Origin of the sequence: Actinokineospora cianjurensis, assembly GCF_003663795.1 — a bacterium.
GTDB classification, from domain to species: domain Bacteria; phylum Actinomycetota; class Actinomycetes; order Mycobacteriales; family Pseudonocardiaceae; genus Actinokineospora; species Actinokineospora terrae.
In genome coordinates, this window is record NZ_RCDD01000001.1 from 700,905 (window position 1) to 718,932 (window position 18,028).

General features: G+C 70.0%; 17 protein-coding genes and 1 tRNA gene. 11 read left to right on the top strand and 7 right to left on the bottom strand.

What is annotated here, in order from left to right; genetic code table 11:
- Window positions 1-11 precede the first annotated feature (11 nt).
- Window positions 12-1,097 carry an S-(hydroxymethyl)mycothiol dehydrogenase gene (locus CLV68_RS03255; RefSeq protein ID WP_121389103.1) on the top strand — a complete coding sequence of 362 codons (1,086 nt, stop codon included), beginning with the start codon at window positions 12-14 and terminating at the stop codon, window positions 1,095-1,097.
- Window positions 1,097-1,711 (top strand): MBL fold metallo-hydrolase, encoded by a 615-nt coding sequence (locus tag CLV68_RS03260; protein ID WP_121389104.1) that lies wholly within the window; start codon window positions 1,097-1,099, stop codon window positions 1,709-1,711. The genes CLV68_RS03255 and CLV68_RS03260 overlap by 1 nt, the downstream gene beginning before the upstream one ends.
- Window positions 1,712-2,450: 739 nt before the next feature.
- Here CLV68_RS03260 and CLV68_RS03265 read toward each other — a convergent pair.
- From CLV68_RS03265 to CLV68_RS03275, 3 genes are read right to left on the bottom strand one after another with little or no spacing between them, the layout of a single operon-like run.
- Window positions 2,451-2,816: a hypothetical protein gene (locus tag CLV68_RS03265; protein ID WP_246009647.1), complete on the bottom strand. Its 366-nt coding sequence runs from the start codon at window positions 2,814-2,816 to the stop codon at window positions 2,451-2,453.
- 52 nt (window positions 2,817-2,868) lie between these two features.
- Window positions 2,869-3,762: a phosphotransferase family protein gene (locus CLV68_RS03270; RefSeq protein ID WP_121389105.1), complete on the bottom strand. Its 894-nt coding sequence runs from the start codon at window positions 3,760-3,762 to the stop codon at window positions 2,869-2,871.
- A gap of 37 nt (window positions 3,763-3,799) precedes the next feature.
- Window positions 3,800-5,170 carry an NsdA family TPR-like regulatory protein gene (locus tag CLV68_RS03275; protein WP_092787104.1) on the bottom strand — a complete coding sequence of 457 codons (1,371 nt, stop codon included), beginning with the start codon at window positions 5,168-5,170 and terminating at the stop codon, window positions 3,800-3,802.
- A gap of 217 nt (window positions 5,171-5,387) precedes the next feature.
- On the opposite strand from CLV68_RS03275, the gene CLV68_RS03280 reads away from it, so the two are divergent.
- The 3 genes from CLV68_RS03280 (at window position 5,388) to CLV68_RS03290 (ending at window position 6,973) form a co-directional block, all read left to right on the top strand.
- Window positions 5,388-5,699 carry a hypothetical protein gene (locus CLV68_RS03280; RefSeq protein WP_246009648.1) on the top strand — a complete coding sequence of 104 codons (312 nt, stop codon included), beginning with the start codon at window positions 5,388-5,390 and terminating at the stop codon, window positions 5,697-5,699.
- A gap of 13 nt (window positions 5,700-5,712) precedes the next feature.
- Window positions 5,713-6,063, top strand: coding sequence for a hypothetical protein (locus tag CLV68_RS03285; protein ID WP_092787106.1), 351 nt, complete (start codon window positions 5,713-5,715; stop codon window positions 6,061-6,063).
- Between the two features lie 268 nt (window positions 6,064-6,331).
- Window positions 6,332-6,973 (top strand): TetR/AcrR family transcriptional regulator, encoded by a 642-nt coding sequence (locus tag CLV68_RS03290; protein WP_246009649.1) that lies wholly within the window; start codon window positions 6,332-6,334, stop codon window positions 6,971-6,973.
- On the opposite strand, the gene CLV68_RS03295 is transcribed toward CLV68_RS03290, so the two are convergent.
- Window positions 6,958-8,190 (bottom strand): amino acid deaminase/aldolase, encoded by a 1,233-nt coding sequence (locus CLV68_RS03295; RefSeq protein ID WP_121389107.1) that lies wholly within the window; start codon window positions 8,188-8,190, stop codon window positions 6,958-6,960. The two genes, CLV68_RS03290 and CLV68_RS03295, sit on opposite strands and share 16 nt — an antisense overlap.
- A gap of 53 nt (window positions 8,191-8,243) precedes the next feature.
- Between CLV68_RS03295 and CLV68_RS03300 the strand changes: the two genes are divergently transcribed.
- Window positions 8,244-9,560: a D-arabinono-1,4-lactone oxidase gene (locus CLV68_RS03300; RefSeq protein ID WP_121389108.1), complete on the top strand. Its 1,317-nt coding sequence runs from the start codon at window positions 8,244-8,246 to the stop codon at window positions 9,558-9,560.
- Here the strand turns inward: CLV68_RS03300 and CLV68_RS03305 are convergent.
- From CLV68_RS03305 to CLV68_RS03315, 3 genes are all read right to left on the bottom strand, one after another.
- Complete coding sequence (locus tag CLV68_RS03305) at window positions 9,553-10,200, bottom strand: SDR family oxidoreductase (RefSeq protein WP_121389109.1); 648 nt, start codon at window positions 10,198-10,200, stop codon at window positions 9,553-9,555. The genes CLV68_RS03300 and CLV68_RS03305 overlap by 8 nt on opposite strands.
- Before the next feature lie 19 nt (window positions 10,201-10,219).
- The gene (locus CLV68_RS03310; RefSeq protein WP_092787162.1) at window positions 10,220-10,846 is read right to left on the bottom strand and encodes a hypothetical protein; all 627 of its coding nucleotides are present in this window, start codon (window positions 10,844-10,846) and stop codon (window positions 10,220-10,222) included.
- Between the two features lie 626 nt (window positions 10,847-11,472).
- Window positions 11,473-11,555: transfer RNA gene (locus CLV68_RS03315), tRNA-Leu, on the bottom strand.
- Between the two features lie 129 nt (window positions 11,556-11,684).
- Here CLV68_RS03315 and CLV68_RS03320 point away from each other — a divergent pair.
- The 5 genes from CLV68_RS03320 (at window position 11,685) to CLV68_RS03340 (ending at window position 18,027) form a co-directional block, all read left to right on the top strand.
- A complete protein-coding gene (locus CLV68_RS03320; RefSeq protein WP_121389110.1) occupies window positions 11,685-12,908 on the top strand; it encodes an FHA domain-containing protein in 1,224 nt (407 codons plus the stop codon).
- Between the two features lie 247 nt (window positions 12,909-13,155).
- Window positions 13,156-13,614 carry an FHA domain-containing protein FhaB/FipA gene (locus CLV68_RS03325; RefSeq protein WP_092787118.1) on the top strand — a complete coding sequence of 153 codons (459 nt, stop codon included), beginning with the start codon at window positions 13,156-13,158 and terminating at the stop codon, window positions 13,612-13,614.
- Window positions 13,611-15,074 carry a PP2C family protein-serine/threonine phosphatase gene (locus CLV68_RS03330; RefSeq protein WP_121389111.1) on the top strand — a complete coding sequence of 488 codons (1,464 nt, stop codon included), beginning with the start codon at window positions 13,611-13,613 and terminating at the stop codon, window positions 15,072-15,074. Before CLV68_RS03325 ends, CLV68_RS03330 begins: the two co-directional genes overlap by 4 nt.
- Window positions 15,074-16,543 carry an FtsW/RodA/SpoVE family cell cycle protein gene (locus CLV68_RS03335; RefSeq protein ID WP_121389112.1) on the top strand — a complete coding sequence of 490 codons (1,470 nt, stop codon included), beginning with the start codon at window positions 15,074-15,076 and terminating at the stop codon, window positions 16,541-16,543. Before CLV68_RS03330 ends, CLV68_RS03335 begins: the two co-directional genes overlap by 1 nt.
- On the top strand, window positions 16,540-18,027 hold the full coding sequence (locus CLV68_RS03340) for a peptidoglycan D,D-transpeptidase FtsI family protein (RefSeq protein WP_121389113.1): 1,488 nt from the start codon (window positions 16,540-16,542) through the stop codon (window positions 18,025-18,027). Before CLV68_RS03335 ends, CLV68_RS03340 begins: the two co-directional genes overlap by 4 nt.
- The last annotated feature ends 1 nt before the right edge of the window (window position 18,028 follow it).

An 18,028-nucleotide genomic window follows, 5' to 3' on the forward strand; every position in this document is an offset into this window, starting at 1 on the left:
GGGAGTAGTGCATGCCGCAGCAGGTCCGGGGTGTTGTCGCCCGAGGCAAGGGTCAGCCGGTCAGCGTCGAGACGATCGTGGTGCCCGATCCGGGGCCCGGTGAGGCTGTCGTCCAGGTGCAGACCTGCGGGGTCTGCCACACCGATCTGCACTACCGCGAGGGCGGCATCAACGACGAGTTCCCGTTCCTGCTCGGCCACGAGGCCGCCGGGATCGTGGAGTCGGTCGGCGATGGCGTGACCGATGTGGCGCCGGGGGACTTCGTGATCCTCAACTGGCGCGCGGTGTGCGGGACCTGCCGGGCGTGTCTGAAGGGCAAGCCCTGGTACTGCTTCAACACGCACAACGCCGCGCAGCCGATGACGCTGGAGGACGGCACCGCGCTGTCGCCCGCGCTCGGGATCGGTGCGTTCGCGGAGAAAACACTCGTCCACAGTGGACAGTGCACGAAGGTCGACCCGTCGGTGTCGCCCGCCGCGGTGGGACTGCTCGGCTGCGGTGTGATGGCGGGGATCGGCGCCGCGGTGAACACCGGCGGGGTCGGCCGCGGCGACACCGTCGCGGTGATCGGGTGCGGCGGCGTGGGTGACGCGGCCATCGCGGGCGCCAAGCTCGCGGGCGCGACGACGATCATCGGCGTCGACCTCGACGACCGGAAACTGGAGTGGGCCAAGGGGATCGGCGCCACGCACACCGTCAACGCGGGCTCGGGCGACCCGGTGGAGCAGGTGCGCGCGCTCACCGGCGGGTTCGGCGCGGACGTGGTGATCGACGCGGTCGGGCGGCCGGAGACCTGGAAGCAGGCGTTCTACGCGCGCGACCTGGCCGGCACGGTCGTGCTGGTCGGCGTGCCGACCCCGGACATGCGCATCGAGATGCCGCTGATCGACTTCTTCTCCCGCGGCGGCGCGCTCAAGTCCAGTTGGTACGGCGACTGCCTGCCCTCGCGCGACTTCCCGTACCTGGTCGACCTGTACAAGCAGGGACGGCTCGACCTCGACGCGTTCGTCAGCGAGAAGATCGGCCTGGACCAGGTCGAGGAGGCGTTCACCCGGATGCACCACGGCGACGTGCTGCGCTCGGTGGTGGTGCTCTGATGACGGTGCGCGTCGACCACGTGGTGACCTCGGGGACGTTCAGCCTCGACGGCGGCACCTGGGACGTGGACAACAACGTGTGGCTGGTCGGCGACGACACCGAGGTGGTGATCATCGACGCCGCGCACGACCCGGACGCCATCCTCGCCGCCGCCGACGGCCGCCGCGTGGTCGCCGTCATCTGCACCCACGGCCACGACGACCACATCAACGCCGCCGCAGACCTGGCCGCCCCGGTCTACCTGCACCCCGCCGACGACTTCCTGTGGCGCGCGGTCCACCCCACCACCGACTTCCACCCCCTCCACGACGGCCAACACTTCGAGGTCGGCGGCGTCTTCCTGGAGGTACTGCACACCCCGGGCCACGCCCCCGGCTGCGTCAGCATCCACGCCCCCCAACTCAACGCCGTCTTCACCGGCGACACGCTTTTCGAGGGCGGCCCCGGCGCTACTGGCCGCTCCTTCAGCGACTTCCCGACGATCATCAAGTCGATCACCGAACGGTTGCTGGTGCTGCCCGCGAACACCAAGGTCCACACGGGCCACGGCAGCACGACGACGATCGGGGCGGAGGCACCGCACCTGGAGGAGTGGATCGCGCGCGGCCACTGAGTCTCGTTCTGCCGAGAAGCCGTCTGCCCGTTGCCGGGCGGGCGGCTTCTTCGCTGACTCTTGCTCTCGCTCGCTTCCGCCGCGTTCGCCGAAGCCCTCCCCTGACGACTTCTCCCGCTGAGCCCGCCCGTACCCCAACCGTGTTGCCCCGTCGCTGGCACATCTCCAGCACGACGCCCACATCCCGCTCGAGCAGTGTCCCCCGGTTCAGCGACAGAAGTTGTCCACATCTGGATCTTCGGCGCCCTGTTTCAAGATCGTCTGTCGTGGGGTGCCGGTAGGCTGGGACCTGGGACGCCCCCCGGAGAGGGTGGGGGCTGGGGCAGGACTGGCGTGCGCGCGCGAAGCGGTTGGGGCGGGGTAAGCGGGGCGGCGTGGGGTAAGAGGTTCGGTGTGGGCTAGATGCCTGTGGTGGGCCAGGCGCTTGGCGTGGGGTAGGTGCGCGGAGTGGGGTTGATGCGCAGCACGGGGTGCGGTCGCGAGTCGCTTGCGGGTTGGGCTCCGGCGACCTGGGAAGGCAAGTGCGGCCACTGGGGCTGACCTGGGGATCTGTGCGGGTATCCCCAGTACCCCCGAGTAATCCACACCGAGTTGTCCACAGTTGTGGATGGATTGGGGTGGGTTATCCACAGGCTGGGCGGGCGTTCGTCGCGGGTTTGGGCCGTTCGGCGCCCAACTGCCGGGGTTCGGCAACCAGATGAGCGGTTCGAGGTGGGCCGAACGGGGGAACGCTGAGTGGTCAGTCCCGTTCGGTGAGGTGCGCGGCCGCGGGGTGTGGGGAGCGCAGGTGGGAGAGGCGGGCGGTGGCGATCCGGCCGCGGTTCTCCAGTTCGCGGTAGGAGATCCAGCCGCGGGCGTATGCGCGGTATGCCTGGGCGAGGGTGACCAGTTCGGCGAGGTGGTCGGCCGAGCGGCGGCGGGCGTCGTCGGGGAGGCGGGTCACGCACGCCAGTTGGCTGTCCACCGCCTGCTCGAGAGCGCGGGCGGAGGCCAGGGCGCGTCGCCGGTACCGGAACATGAGCACCTCGCGTGGGGCCGACACGGACAGTGACCAGGTGCGGTATCCGTGCACTTCATCCGGCCCGCTGACCCTGTCGTCGTTCACAATGCGCAATGCGTTACCCGCCGGGATACCGCCATCCGGTCGTAAGGGCCGCTCAGCGGTAACGCGCCCACCGCGCCGATCTATCGCCCGTGCGGAAGTCGCGCAGGCGTCTCAGCAGCTCAGGCCGCACCTCCGGACTGCTGTTCATGATCGGCAGAACGCTGGTGATGAGCTTCAACTCGCGTACTTCGCGAAGTACCGAAAAACCACTCCACAGAGTGACATCGAAGCCGTACCCCTCGGCCAGTTCCCGATACCTGGCAGCGGGCTCGCCGAACCGGCTCACCCCCACGGCCAGCGGCGTCAGGTCCCACTCGGGCGGCCCGAGGCAGCTGGAGTCGAAATCGCACAGGACCGGACCGGCCGGGGTGGGGATGAGGTTGCCGAGGTGGGCGTCGCCGTGCACCAGGCCCCTAGGCAGCGGGAAGCTCAGCGCCCGCAGCCGGTCGTCGACCTCGTCCACCCTGGCCCGCAGGAACACCAGGTCACCGTCGTCGAGGCCCTCCGCCTCGCCCAACCGCCTGCGCACGTCGTCGAGCGGGTCCCACTCCGGCAGGTCCGGCAGTTCCGGCAGCGCGTGCACCACCCGCAGCAGCCGCGCCAGGTCGGTGGCCCTCGGTCGGACGTCGTGCTCGGGCACGGCGTCCCACACGGTGGCGGCGTAGTCCCCGACGCACACCGGCTGCTCGATCCCCGGGGTCAACCGGACCGCGGGGACGCCGTTCTCGGCGAACCACTCGGCGATCCGGACCACCTTGTGCACCCGGTGCCGCAGCGCGACGGAGCCGACGATGCGGACCACCACCGGGGCGTCGGCCAGCCAGTACACCGCGTTGTTGGTGAAGCGCAGCAGCCGCGCGCCCGTCGGGTCGACCCCGACCCGCGAGCACACGGCGGCCAGCGCGGCGGCCAGGTTCTCCCTGGTGAACAACCCATCGGTGGCCATCGGTCCCCACTGCCCTGATGACCTGCCTGCACTCCGGTCAGGCCACGCTGAGGTTGATTATCTGTTCGGCCAGGTCACGCGCGTCGGCGTTGTTGCGCCGCTTGCTCGCCTCGTTGAGCAGCGGCTTGAGCCGGTCCTTCACCCTGGTCGACTTCAGCGACTCGGCGAGGTCCACCGCGGCGCGGCCGACCTTCGCGCCGTGGTCGATGTCGCCCTCGAGCATGTGGTTGGTGGCCAGCGCGCTGAGGTTGAACGCCCTGCTGCGGGCGTAGTCGTCGCCGTAGGAGTCGATCGCCTTGGTCAGCGCCGGGATGGCGAACTTGGTGTGCGTGGGGTCGGTGGTCTGCGCCAGCACCGTGTGCACCGTGCCGATCATGGCGTAGACGTCGGTCTCGTTGAAGAAGCGGACCCAGTCCTCTGCCTTGCCGTGGTCGGCGCGGGCGAACTCGTCGCGGGTCCTGCCGATCAGCTTCATGGTCTGGTCCTTGTGCCCCATCAGCGCGTACGCCCACGCCTGGTTCGCGCAGATCACCGCCACCGCGAGCTCCGAACCCGACTCCTGCGCGGCGATCTGGCCGAGCTGGAACATCTTCAGCGCGTCGTCCGGGGACTCCTTGTGCAGGTACACCCGGCCCATCCGGTACAGGATGTTGGCCACCAGCGGCTCGCTCTTGCCCGCTTTCGCGAGCTCGAGCGCCTTGCCGAAGTGGTTGCGGGCCGAGTCGGTCAGGCCGATGTCGAACGACGTCCAGCCAGCCAGGTTGTGCAGGTCGGCCAGTGCGACGTGCAGGCGTTGTTTGACGTGCTCCGGGCCGGAGGCACCGAGCATCTGCTGACCCCAGGACAGCTGCGCGACCACGGCGTCGCGGCAGAACCCGCCGCCGTACTGGTAGTCCAGCGAGCGCAGCGCTCTGGTCGCCGCCTCCACCTGGCGCACGTCGGTCATGCCGATCCGACCGGGCGCTGGGGTCTGGACGGGGTTGGCGACCCACGACCCGGAGTTGTTGCCCAGCACGTTCGCGCCCACCGTGACGGCGGCCGCGTGTGCCAGGAACTCCCGACGCTTCACCTCTTCGCTCTCCTCAGGCTGCGCGGCCTCACGTGTCACCGCCACCCGGACCGCGGTGACCTCGTCGTAGGCGAGGCCCATGTATCCCCTAGGGACACCCAGTCCGTCGGCGATCCTGGCGAGCACGTCGTAGGCCATCACCTGACGACCCTTGAGGATCTCCGACACCTCGGACTGCGACTGGCCGGTCATCGCCGCGATCTGGCGCTGCGACACACCAGTGCGGCGGAGCAACCGGTAGACGGAACTGACCTCCCGCGCGGCGAGCGCGGCCCGCATCTCGGGCTCCTCCCAGGTGTCGGAAGAAATGGGAGAACCCGATGATCCGATGGAGTTCATTCCGCCCCTCTCAGGCTCCGCCGGGCGTCAACCGCAGAGTAAGCGCACTTCACAGGCGGCGAGAAGGGCCGTTCGCCGAACCTGATCGGCCCGACCGAACTCTCCCGACCGCTCACCGTGAAACGAGCACCGATCGGCGCTGTGACGCTCCAAACCCGTTCCGCACGCATCAATGTAGTTCGTTGTAAGCGTACGAGCACGGAGGGAAACCGGGAACGTGGAACTGCTCAGGTCGGCTCCGAGCCCACTGGTGGCACCGCAGCCGAGGCGGGCGGAACACCACCTCGACGGTCCCCCCGACGGGCGCCGGGACTTCCGCGGCGAGCTGCACGGCTTCGTCGGTGAGCGCAGGGTGTGGCGGATCGCGTGCGGTGACGTGATCAACCGCGACCGGTGCCTGACCGTGCTGGTGGAGAAGAACAAGGTGGTCCTGGTCGGGCCACCCGGTGAGACGGCGGTGCTCTCCAGTGGCCAACTCGGCCAACTGCGCGACGCCCTCCGCGAAGCCGCCGAGCAGGCGGAAAGGTAACGGTGACGTTGAGGTGGACGAGATACTCGGCCAGGTCCTGCGCAGCGCCGTCTGGGAGCGGCTGGACATGCTCACCGAACTGGCGAAGCGGGCCGACGCCCCGTCGTTGCTGTCCGTCGCCCGCTCCGAGCTGCCGCGGCTGACCGAGGGCTGGCGGTCGATGCTGACCGCGCACGAGCCGGACGCCAAGGGCAACTGCCCCACCTGTTCGAGCCGGTGGCGCCAGCAGAAGGCGCCGTGCTCGGTGTGGCGCGCCGCCTACGAACACCTGGTCGCCGGGGGGCTCGCGCCCCAGCACACCACGCGCCGCAAGGCAGAGGGCGGCACGCGCAAGTCGCGCCGCCTCACCGCGAGCGCGCGCTAGGCAGGCGGTCTGGGTTCCGCCGTTCCCCCGGACGCCGCGGAGCCCAGACCGTCTATCCCGGGCGGGTCCGACCGCCCCACGCACTCCGCGGACCGGTGCTGATGTGCTTTCCTGCGTCCCCGACCGGCACCGGTCCGCGGCTCCACTCGGGTATTACCCGTCGGTAGTACCGAAACTCGCTCTCAGAAGTGGGCCCGAGGCCATTTCGCGCGTCTCCCTCAGTCGTTGGACGGGCAAGATGAACGTCTGCGATCCAGGAGGAGACGCTGTGGCAAGCCCTACCCCACTCCGCCGCCAGCCCGTGCAGCAGCGCAGTGCCAAGCGGGTGCAACGGATGCTGGAGTCCTGTGCGGAGCTGGTCGACGAACTCGGCTACGACGGGGTGACCACCACACTGATCGCCGAACGCGCCGGTGTCGCGGTCGGGTCGCTCTACCAGTTCTTCCCGGACAAACGGGCGGTCGTGCAGGCGCTGACCCAGCGCAACCTGGACCACTTCATGACCGAGATCGGCCGCAGGCTCGACGAGGCGCACCTCGAGCACTGGTGGGACGGCGCCGACCTGATCTTCGACAGCTACGTGCGGATGTACCGCGAGGTGCCGGGGTTCAGCCGGATCCGGTTCGGTGACGTGGTCGACCTGCGGCTGATCGACGGCGAGCGGGACAACAACACGGTGATCGCGGAGAACCTGGCCTCGTTCCTGGCCGACCGGTTCGCCATCCCGTTCGAGGACATCCGGCTGCCGGTCGCGGTCGCCAACGAGATCGCCGACGGGATACTGAACCTGGCGTTCCGGCGCAAGCTGTTCCCCGAGGCCGCGGTGATCGCCGAGGCGAAGATGGTGGTGCGCAGCTACCTGTCCGGTCAGATCAAGGCGGCCGGGCAGGACGGTCAACCGAAGCTGTGACCCTCGCCGCGGTAGGTGGGGAGCGCCCGGACCACGCGCTCCCCGTCGACGAGGTGGTACTCGGCGAACCGTTCGGCGAGTTCACCCGCCTTGGCGTGGCGGAACCAGACCCGATCCCCTATGCGCAGTTGATCGACCCCGGCGCCCGACACCGGGGTCTGCACCTCGCCTGCACCCTCCATCGTCAACAGGCGTAGTCCTTCCGGCAGGTGCGGCACCGGGAGCCGGTCCCGGTTCGCCGGGCCGGAGGCCAGGTAGCCGCCGCCGAGCAGGGTGGCGATACCGGGAGCGGGGCGGCGCACGACCGGGACCGCGAACAGCACCGCCGGGCTCGGGGTGAACCGGCTGTAGTGGTCGAACAGGCCGGGGCCGATCAACCCGGAACCGGCGGCGATCTCCGTGACCGACGCGTCCTGCCGGGTGAGCTCGATGCTCCCCGTGCCGCCACCGTTGACGAACTCCAACTGCCGCACCGCGTTCACCGCGGCGACGGCCGCCGCCCGCCGGGTGGTCAACTCCCGCGCAGACCCCCGCTGCACCCAGCGCAACACCCTGCCGAGCAGCGGCTTGCCCGAGGGCGCGTCGCCCATCCCGGCGATCTGGCCCTCGTAGCCCATGAGCCCGACCAGCCGGAACCCCGGCCGCGCTTCGATCGCCGCGGCCAGGTCAGCGGCCTGCTCAGGGGTGAACACCGGCGAGCGGCGCGCGCCGATGTGGACCTTGTCACTGCCGCGCACCGGTCGCCACGACACGTCGAGTTCCAGGCAGAGCCGGATCTCCGGGTGGTCGGCGCCGAGCGCGGCGTCGATGAGGTCGAGGTGCTCGACCGAGTCGACGGTCAGCGAGACCAGGCGGCGGGCGGTGTCGTCGGCGGCGAGCGCGCGCAGCGCCGAGTGGTCCGCGGTCGGGTAGGCGACCAGGATGTCGGTGTCCGCGAGGTCGGTGCCCGCCCACACCCGGGTCAGCCACAGCGCCTCCGGCAGCGCGTAGCTCATCACCCCGGCGAACCCGGGGCGGTGCAGGACCCGTTCCAGCAGCGCGCGGCACCGCACCGACTTGCTGGCCACCCTGATCGGGCGGCCGCCCGCGCGGCGGACCAGGTCGGCGGCGTTGGCGTCGAACGCGGCCAGGTCGACCACCGCGAGCGGGAGGTCGAGGTGCTCGGTGGCGGAGTCGAGTGAGTCGCGGGAGAGGCGCACCGGACAACCGTACGGCATCCGATCTTGAAATGTGAAATGGATTCACTTAGCGTGCGGCACTGGGAGGTGCGATGGCACAGAACACCCCGCCGGCCTGGCGAAACTGGGCGGGCACCGAGACGGCGACGGCGACCGAGATCCGCTCCCCCGCCGACGTCACCGAGATCAGCGCGGCGATCACCTCGGCGGCCGACCGCGGCCTGACCGTGCGGGCGCGGGGCAGCGGCCACTCGTTCACCGCGGCGGCCGCCGCGCACGGCGTCGCGCTGGACCTCTCGCACTGGACCGGGGTCGTCTCCGCCGACGGTGCCGACGTGACCGTCCGGTCCGGCACGACGCTCGCCGAGCTGAACACCGAACTCGACCGGCGCGGCCGGGCCATGGCCAACCTCGGCGACATCGACGCGCAGACCGTCTCCGGCGCGATCTCCACCGGCACGCACGGCACCGGCGCCCGGCTCGGCGGGATCGCGACCCAGGTCAGCGCCCTGGAACTGGTGCTGGCGAACGGGTCGGCGGTCCGCTGCTCGGCGACCGAGCGGCCGGAGTTGTTCGCCGCGGCCAGGATCAGCCTCGGCGCACTCGGTGTGATCAGCACGGTCACGCTGCGCACCGAACCGGCGTTCGTGCTGGCCGCCGCCGAGCGGCCGGAGCCGCTGGAGCAGGTGCTGGAGCAGCTGGACCAGAACTGCGCGGACAACGACCACTTCGAGTTCTACTGGTTCCCGTACGGGCGGAAAGCACTCACCAAGCGCAACAACCGCCTACCGGTCGGCGCTCTCCCCCGACCGCTCGGCCCGGTGCGCCAGTTCTTCGAGTACGAAGTGCTGGAGAACGGCGCCTTCGGCGCTTTGTGCAAGATCGGCCGGTTCGTACCGCAATTGGTTAGACCACTGAGCAAGCTCTCGGCGTCAGTGCTATCTCCCCGCTCTTACAGCGATGTGTCGCACAAGGTTTTCGTGACAAGCAGACGAGTCCGGTTCGTCGAATCGGAGTACGCGATCCCCCGCGAGGCACTTGCGGAGGTCCTCGCCGAACTCCGCGCCCGCGTCCCCCAACTCGCCGACCCGGTCATATTCCCGGTCGAGGTCCGCGTCGCCGCCCGCGACGACATCTGGCTCTCCACCGCCCACGACCGCGACTCGGCGTACATCGCCGTCCACCAGTACCGGGGCATGCCGTACCGCGACTACTTCGCCCTCTTCGAGTCCATCGCCGCCTCCGTCGGCGGCCGCCCGCACTGGGGCAAGATGCACACCCTCGACGCCGAGAAGCTCCGCGACCTATACCCGAGGTTCGACGACTTCGCCCGCATCCGCTCCGAAGTAGACCCGGACGGGATCTTCCGAAACCCTTACACCGACAGGGTTCTCGGCCCGATCAGCTGACGACGGCCGCGACGGACTCGACGACCGGCACGTCACCGCCGACGAGTTCCAGGGTCAACCCCGCGCTGCGCGGCTCGTCCAACACCGCCACCAGCACGGCGGCGACATCCGCGCGGCTCACCACACCCGGTGCGGTGGCGGCGCCGAGCGACACGCGGCCGGTGGGCGCGTCGTCGCTGAGCCTGCCCGGTCGGACGATCGTCCAGTCGAGATCGCGGGCCCGCAGGTCCCGCTCGGCGGCGTCCTTCGCGGCCAGGTAGGCGGAGAACACATCGTCGGCCGAGCCGCGGTCCAAGCCCATGGCGCTGATCTGCACGTATCGCCGCACTTGCGCGATCTGCGCGGCCTCCGCCGTCAACGCGGCGGCACCGCGGTCGACGCTGTCCTTGCGCGGGATGCCACTACCGGGACCGGCGCCCGCGGCGAACACCACCGCGTCCGCACCGGCGAGCACGGCCGCCACCTGTTCCACCGTCGCGGTTTCCAAGTCGAGCACGACACCGTCGCCGCCGTGGGCGCGGATGTCGTCGACGTGGTCGGGGTTGCGCACGACCCCGATGACCGTGTCGCCGCGATCGGCGGCGAGCCTGGTCAGCACCAACGCGATCTTGCCGTGTCCGCCCGCGATCACCAGCCGCATGGGACCGACCCTATAGCGATCAGCTGGTGGCTGCCGCGCCGTCGAGGATCTGGTCGTAGGCCAGTTCGCTCACCCAGCGGTAGAGGGCGTCGACCTCGGGGTAGGCGCGGTCCTGGCGGCCGGGGAGGTCGAGCTCGACCTTGGCGTCCGGCTCGGCGCTGACGATGGCGACGCCGTAGGCACGGGAACGGGGCAGGCAGTTGGCGAGGTAGTCGTGGGTGAGGACCGCGGAGGTGGGCAGGACCATCGCGGTGTCGCCGTAGCGCAGGAAGGGAACCGCGTTCGCCAGGCCGGTGCGCCAGTGGCGGGCGACGGCGATCGCGCCGACGATGCGGACGGCAGGCTCGGGGACCCGGCCGTTGAGCTCGGGCCACGCCCAAGTGGACACGCTCGCGCGGTCGGTGACCGGTTCCTGGCCCAGGCAGATCCGTTCGGCGTGCACATCGGCCTTGAGGTCGACGACCAGGCACACGCGGCGGCCGTGCAGCGTCATCTCCGGCAGCACCGTCCCGTCCCAGCCGAGCGCCGCGGCGGCGGCGACGGCGAGCTCGTGCACCCCGGCGGGCAGCTCCACCGGCGGCGTCAGCTGCGCGGGCAGTGCCTTCAGGCTCTCGGTTACCGCAGTGCGCCCAGGAATGCCGGTCACGAACTTCCGCCCTTCGCTGCCACCCCGCCGCCTGCCCGCTGCCGGGCTGACGAGGTGTTCGAATCGGTACTTCAATTGAGTACCAGTTCGGCACGGACGTTTAAGACCCCAGAACCGCCCTCCTGCGACCGGCGGCGCCAGACGGTCGGTAACCGGTCGACGACCGACATCCCGACTTCACCCCAACTATGCGGCCGTCCGGGTGACCCCCACCCAACCCCCCACCCACCTCAACTACCCACAGTCCCCCAACGAACACCCCCCACCCTGAGTTCCCCCACAATTTGATCTTCCTCCCCCGAAAACCTCGTTGAGGAAACAATTTGTTCAGGAAACCCAAAGAACAGACGTATTTTGTGGGTACCTGACCCACGACCGCGACAGGCGAAGCCTGAGTCGGTCCCCCCTAGTTCCGATGCGACGGCCGAAGGCCAAGCGAGCCCAGCTACGTCCGCCAGGCCCCCACCCCGCTACGCGCTCGCCCCTCGCACTACGCGCCCCCGTTGGCCCCCCGCGCTCCCACCAACTCCACCACCGCACCGTGGGGGCCTGGGGGGTCGCCCCCCAGATACAATGACGACCGACCCGGTCCACGCTCTCCGTGGACACAGATCGGCCGTCGGTCGTGGGCGAGGAGGGAGTTGAACCCTCACGTCCTTTCGGACACACGGACCTGAACCGTGCGCGTCTGCCATTCCGCCACTCGCCCGAGTGGTGTTGCCCCCTGCGGGACGTGGAGAACACTAGCACGGTCGAAAACCCGGTTCGCACATACCCGTGTCCTGCATGGCGCGCCCGGATACGATCGGTCCAGGAGCACGGGCGGGAAGGAGGTCCCATGGGCATCGGCCAGCGGTTGAACCGCAAGCTGGAGGACGTCGTGGGCAGCACTTTCGCGCGCGTGTTCGGTGGCAACGTGGTGCCGCAGGAGGTCGCGCAGGCACTGCAGCGCGAGAGCGAGGACAACATCCGCGAGTTGGCGGGTGGTCGGTTGTTGGCTCCCAACCACTACGTGGTGCAGTTGGGTCCTGCCGACCACCAGAACTTCGCTGGTGACGAGGACCGCATGAGGGCACTGTTGGCGGACTGCGTGGCCGAGCATCTCACCGAGCACGGATGGGATACCTACGGAGACGTCGTAGTCTCCTTGGAGCGCTCCGACGCGCTGCACACCGGACAGTTCCGAACCCGCTCGACCGTCGACCCCGACGTGAAGGCCAGTCCTTCCGGCGGCGGTGCAGGCCACCAGGCAGGCAGACGGCCGGCACAACCCCGCAACGCAGGAGACCGATCCATGAGCCAGCCCCCCGGCTACGGCCAGGCGCCTGATGGCGACCCGTACGGACAGCAGCAATACGGGTACGGCCAGGGCCAGTACGGCAACGATCCCAACTACGGTCAAGGCTACGGCCAGCAGCAGCCCCAGCAGGGCGGCGGCTACGACCAGGGTTATGGCCAGCAGCAGCAGGGTGGCTATGACCAGGGCTACGGCCAGCAGCAGCAGCCAGGTTACGGGCAGCAGCAGGCCGGTTACGACCAGGGTTACGGCCAGCAGCAGCCGGGTTACGGGCAGCAGCAGGGTGGGTATGACCAGGGTTACGGCCAGCAGGGTGGGTACGACCAGGGTTACGGCCAGCAGCAGCCCGGTTACGGGCAGCAGCAGGGTGGCTACGACCAGGGCTACGGCCAGCAGCAGCAGGGTGGGTACGGACAGGACCCGTACGGCCAGCAGGGCGGGTACGCGCCGCCCGCGGTGCAGACCGGTCCGCGGCAGCTGTCGGCGAGCCTGCAGCTCGACGACGGCTCGAACCGCAACTACTCGCTGAAGCAGGGCGGCAACGTCGTCGGCCGGGGCCAGGACGCGGACTTCCGGCTGCCGGACACCGGGGTGTCGCGCAGGCACCTGGAGATCACCTGGGACGGGCAGAGCGCGACCCTGGCCGACCTCGGGTCGACCAACGGGACGACGGTCAACGGGACGCCGGTGCAGACCTGGCAGCTCGCCGACGGCGACGTGGTGCGGATCGGCCACTCGTCGCTGGTGTTCCGCACCCAGGGCTGACGCGGTCGCGCCAGGCGCTCGTCCGGTGGTCGGGCGCCCTCGGGTCGGGGAAGCCCGAGTCGCGCGAGGCAACGAACGAGGTCGGCAGACGTCCTCTTCAGCGAGGTCGGCCAGACGTCTCACCGAGGGCTGTCCGGGGGTCACCCTGGGCAGTCCTCACGTCGAGTTGGACACTGTGCGCTGTGGCCATCCCGTGTGGCCGCGGCTCTGACGTGGACACCCCCTAGGAAGCGAGCGGTCGCAACAAGTGCCTGAGTTGGTGATGCAGCTGACCAGAGCGGGGTTCCTTGCCCTGCTCTGGCTGTTCGTGCTCGCCGCGTTGCGGGTGGTCCGTTCGGACCTCTACGCCGCGTCGGGGTTGCGTGTCGCGGTGCCCGGCTTCCGGAAGTCGACCGCGGCGAAGATGCGCGGGAAGGCGCCGAGACAACTGGTGGTGACGCACGGGGCGTTGGCGGGGACGCGGATCACCCTCGACGGACGGCCGATCATGATGGGGCGGGCGGACGACTCGACCCTGGTGCTCGACGACGACTACGCCTCGACCAGGCACGCGAGGTTGTCGCTGCGCGGGACGGACTGGTACGTGGAAGACCTGGGCTCGACGAACGGGACCTACCTGGACCGGGCTAAGGTCACCCAACCCCTCCGGGTGCCACTTGGTGTCCCGATCCGTATCGGCAAGACGGTGATCGAGCTGCGCTCATGACCCTTGTTCTTCGTTACGCGGCCCGCAGCGACCGGGGCCTGGTGCGTTCCAACAACCAGGACTCCGTGTACGCGGGCCCACGCCTGCTCTCCTTGGCCGACGGGATGGGCGGCCACGTCGCCGGTGAGGTCGCCAGCAAGGTGGTGATCGCCGCCCTCGCGCCGCTCGACGACGACGAACCGAGCGAGGACCTGCTCGGGCAGCTGCGGGAGGCGACGCTCGCGGGCAACGGCGCGATCGCCGAACTGGTGGCCAGCGACCCCGACCTCGACGGGATGGGCACGACGCTGTCGGCGATCCTGTTCGCGGGCAACCGGATCGGGCTGGTGCACGTCGGGGACTCCCGGGTGTACCTGCGCCGCAACGGCCAGTTCACGCAGATCACCCACGACGACACCTTCGTCCAGTCGCTGATCGACGAGGGTCGCATCACCGAGGACGAGGCCGCGACGCACCCGCAGCGCTCGCTGCTGCTCAAGGCGCTGACCGGGCACGAGGTGGAGCCGACGCTGACGGTGCGCGAGGCGCGCCCCGGCGACCGGTACCTGCTGTGCTCGGACGGGCTGTCCGGTCCGGTGAGCCACGAGACGCTGTCCGAGGCGATCCAGATCCCGGACCCGCAGGAGTGCGCGGACCGGATGATCGAGCTCGCGCTGCGCGGCGGTGGTCCGGACAACGTGACGGTGATCATCGCCGACGTGGTCGACGTGGACTACGGGGACAACCACCCCATCGTCGGCGGCGCCGCGGGCAACGGCTCGGACGAGACGCCGCCACCGGACTCGGCCGCCTCGCGGGCGAGCGCGATGACCACCCCCCGGCCGGAGCCGAGGAAGGTCGAGCAGCCCCCGCCGCCGGACCCGAAGGTCAAGCGGCGCAAGCGGGTGCGGCTGGTGGTCGGGCTCCTGCTGCTGCTCGTGCTGCTGGGCGCAGGCGCGGTGGCCGCCAGGATCTGGGTGAACAACCAGTACTTCGTCGGTGAGGGCGACGGCGGGGAGATCGCGATCTTCCAGGGGGTGCGCGGCAGCGTGCTCGGCCTGTCCCTCAACAGCCAGCTGCAGGGCTCCTGCGACCCGAACGTGGCCACGTGCGACAAGTTCTACGTCGACGACCTCGAGCAGTTCGGCAAGGAAGAAGTCCGCAACGGCAACAACACCTTCGGCAACATCGTCGAGGCGCGGGAGTTCGTGCGCGGGCTGCGCAGCAAGTTCGGCCTGCCCGACTGCGACTCCCTGGTGACCTCGCCGAGCACGCCGACGCCGACCACGGAGCCCGGCACCCAGCCGGGTCAGCTGACCAGCACGACGACACCGCTGGTGCCGACCTCCGACCAGGTCACCACGACCACGACCACGCCGACGCTGCCGGGTACGAGTTCGGCGCAGACGTCCGAGCAGGTCGAGCCGCGACCGGGGGTCAACTGCCGCAACCCGCGGGACGAGGACAAGGGCGGCGGCTGATGGGATCTCCGGTCCAGGGCGCGGGTGGTCCGGCGGCCGGGCAGAGCAGCGCAGGCACCGACGCCGCGGCGCCGACCAGGCGCGGCACCGAGCTGCTGCTGCTCGGGTTCGCCGCCTTCGTGGTCTCCGCCGCGCTGATGCTCGTCGAGGCCAACCAGGAGCAGCAGCTCACCCTGCGCATCTTCTGGTACGGGCTGGCGTTCCTCGGCCTGTTCGGCATCGCGCACGTGGCGGTGCGGCGGTTCGCGCCGTACGCGGACCCGCTGATCCTGCCCTGCGTCGCGCTGCTCAACGGCCTGGGCCTGGTGATGATCTACCGGATCGACCTGGCGATGACCGAGAAGGCGCTGCGCGCGGGCCGGGAGATCAACAACGACGTGCCCAAGCAGATCCTGTGGACCACGGTCGCGTTGGCGCTGTTCCTCGCCGTGCTGATCGTGGTCAAGGACCACCGCACGCTCACCAAGTACAGCTACACCTTCGGCTTGGTCGGGCTGGTCCTGTTGGCACTGCCCGCGTTCCTGCCCAGCGTCATCGCCCCGACGATCAACGGCGCGAAGATCTGGCTCAAGGCAGGTCCGTTCTCGCTGCAGCCGGGTGAGTTCGCCAAGATCCTGCTGCTGGTGTTCTTCGCCGCGTTCCTGGTGTCCAAACGCGACCTGTTCATGGCGGCCGGTCGCCGGGTGCTCGGGGTGGACCTGCCGCGGGCGCGCGACCTCGGGCCGGTCGTGCTGGCGTGGGCGGTCTCGCTCGGCGTCCTGGTGTTCCAGAAGGACCTCGGCACCTCGCTGCTGTTCTTCGGCACGATCCTGGTGATGCTCTACGTCGCCACCGAGCGCGCCGTGTGGGTCGTGCTCGGCCTCACGCTGTTCGTCGGCGGCGCGATCGTCGCCTACAACCTGTTCACCCACGTGCAGCAGCGCGTGGCGAACTGGTTCGACCCGCTGGCGACCTACGCCGACGCGGGCGGCGGCTACCAGATCGCGCAGGCGCTGTTCGGGCTCGGCACCGGCGGGGTGGGCGGCACCGGCCTCGGCGCGGGCCGCCCGGAACTGGTGCCGCTGGCCAACACCGACTTCATCGCGGCCGCGATCGGCGAGGAGCTCGGCTTCATCGGGCTCGCCGCGCTGCTGCTGGTCTACACCGTGCTGGCGCTGCGCGGCATGCGCAGCGCGCTCGCCGTGCGCGACACCTTCGGCAAGCTGCTCGGTGGCGGGTTGTCCTTCCTGCTGATCATGCAGGTGTTCGTGGTCGTCGGCGGCGTCACCAAGCTCATCCCGATGACCGGCATCACCGCGCCGTTCCTGTCCTACGGGGGTTCCTCGCTGCTGGCCAACTACGTGCTGATCGCGCTGCTGCTGCGGATCTCCGACGCCGCGCGCAGGCCGCAGACCGGCGCCAGGCCGCGGCCGGTGCCCCAGGCCCCCATCGCGGAGGCGCACACGGTGATGGTGGAGCGGCCGACATGAACACCCCGCTGCGCCGGGTCGGCCTCGCCATGCTCGGCATGATCATCCTGCTGCTGGCCAACGCCACCTACATCCAGATCATCAAGGCCGACGACTACCGCGAGGACCCGCGCAACCAGCGCGTCCTGCTGGAGGAGTACTCCCGCGAGCGCGGCAAGATCCTCGCGAGGGGCGCCAACAACCAGGCCCAGATGCTGGCCACCGTTCTGCCGACCAACGACCGGTTGCGCTACCTGCGCCAGTACACCGCCGGCCCTACCTTCGCCCCCGTCACCGGCTTCTACTCGGTGCGCTACGGCGCGGGCGGGCTGGAGCGCGCCGAGGACCAGATCCTCAACGGCTCCGACGACCGGCTGTTCGTGCGCCGCCTGTCCGACCTGATCACCGGTCGCGACCCGCGCGGCGGCAACATCGAGCTGACCATCAACCCGGCCGCGCAGACCGCCGCCTACGACGCGATGGCCAAGGCCGGGTTCGCCGGCTCGGTGGTGGCGCTCAACCCGAAGACCGGCGAGATCCTGGCCATGGTCAGCACCCCGTCCTACGACCCGAACACGCTCTCCGCGCACGACGGCGTCGCGCAGGAGAAGGCGTGGAAGGACTACAACGCCGACAAGCGCAAGCCGATGCTGAACCGGGCCATCTCGGAGACCTACGCGCCGGGCTCGACGTTCAAGCTCGTCATCGCCGCCGCCGCGCTCGAGGACGGCAAGTCCAAGGAGGACCAGGTCACCTCGACCGACCGGCTCCAGGTCGGCGGTTCCGAGCTGCGCAACTACAACCGCGGCTTCTGCAACGGCACCCCGAACGGGGTGACCATGGAGGTCGCGCTCTCGTTGTCGTGCAACACCGCCTTCGCGCAGCTGGCCAGTGACCTCGGTCCCGGCAAGGTCAGCGAGCAGGCGGCCGCGTTCGGCATCGGCGAGTCCGACCTGGCCGTCCCGATGCGCGTCGAGCAGTCGTGCATCGGCCCGTCCACCGCGTGCATGAGCGTCGGCGACAAGGCCGCGCTGATGCAGACCGGCATCGGCCAGCGCGACGTGCGGCTCAGCCCGCTGCAGAACGCGCAGATCGTGGCCACCATCGCCAACGGCGGCGAGCGGATGCGGCCGCAGCTGGTCAAGTCGGTGCTCGCGCCGGACCTCTCGGAGATCTCCCGGCTCGACACCGACAGCCTCGGCCGGGCCATGTCCCGCGACGCCGCCGGGCAACTGCGCGACATGATGGTCGCCTCCGAGGCCAAGACCGGCGGCGACGGCAAGCGCGACGGGCTGACCATCGCGTCCAAGACCGGCACCGCCGAGACCGGCAACGACCCGAAGAACACCCCGCCGTTCGCCTGGTACGTGGCCTTCGCGCCAGCCGACGACCCGAAGATCGCCATCGCCGTCGTCGTGGAGAGCCAGGACGTGGCCGCGACCGGCGGCAAGCTGTCCGCCGCGATCGGCAGGGCCACCATCGCCGCCGCGCTTGGCGGTGGCTGAG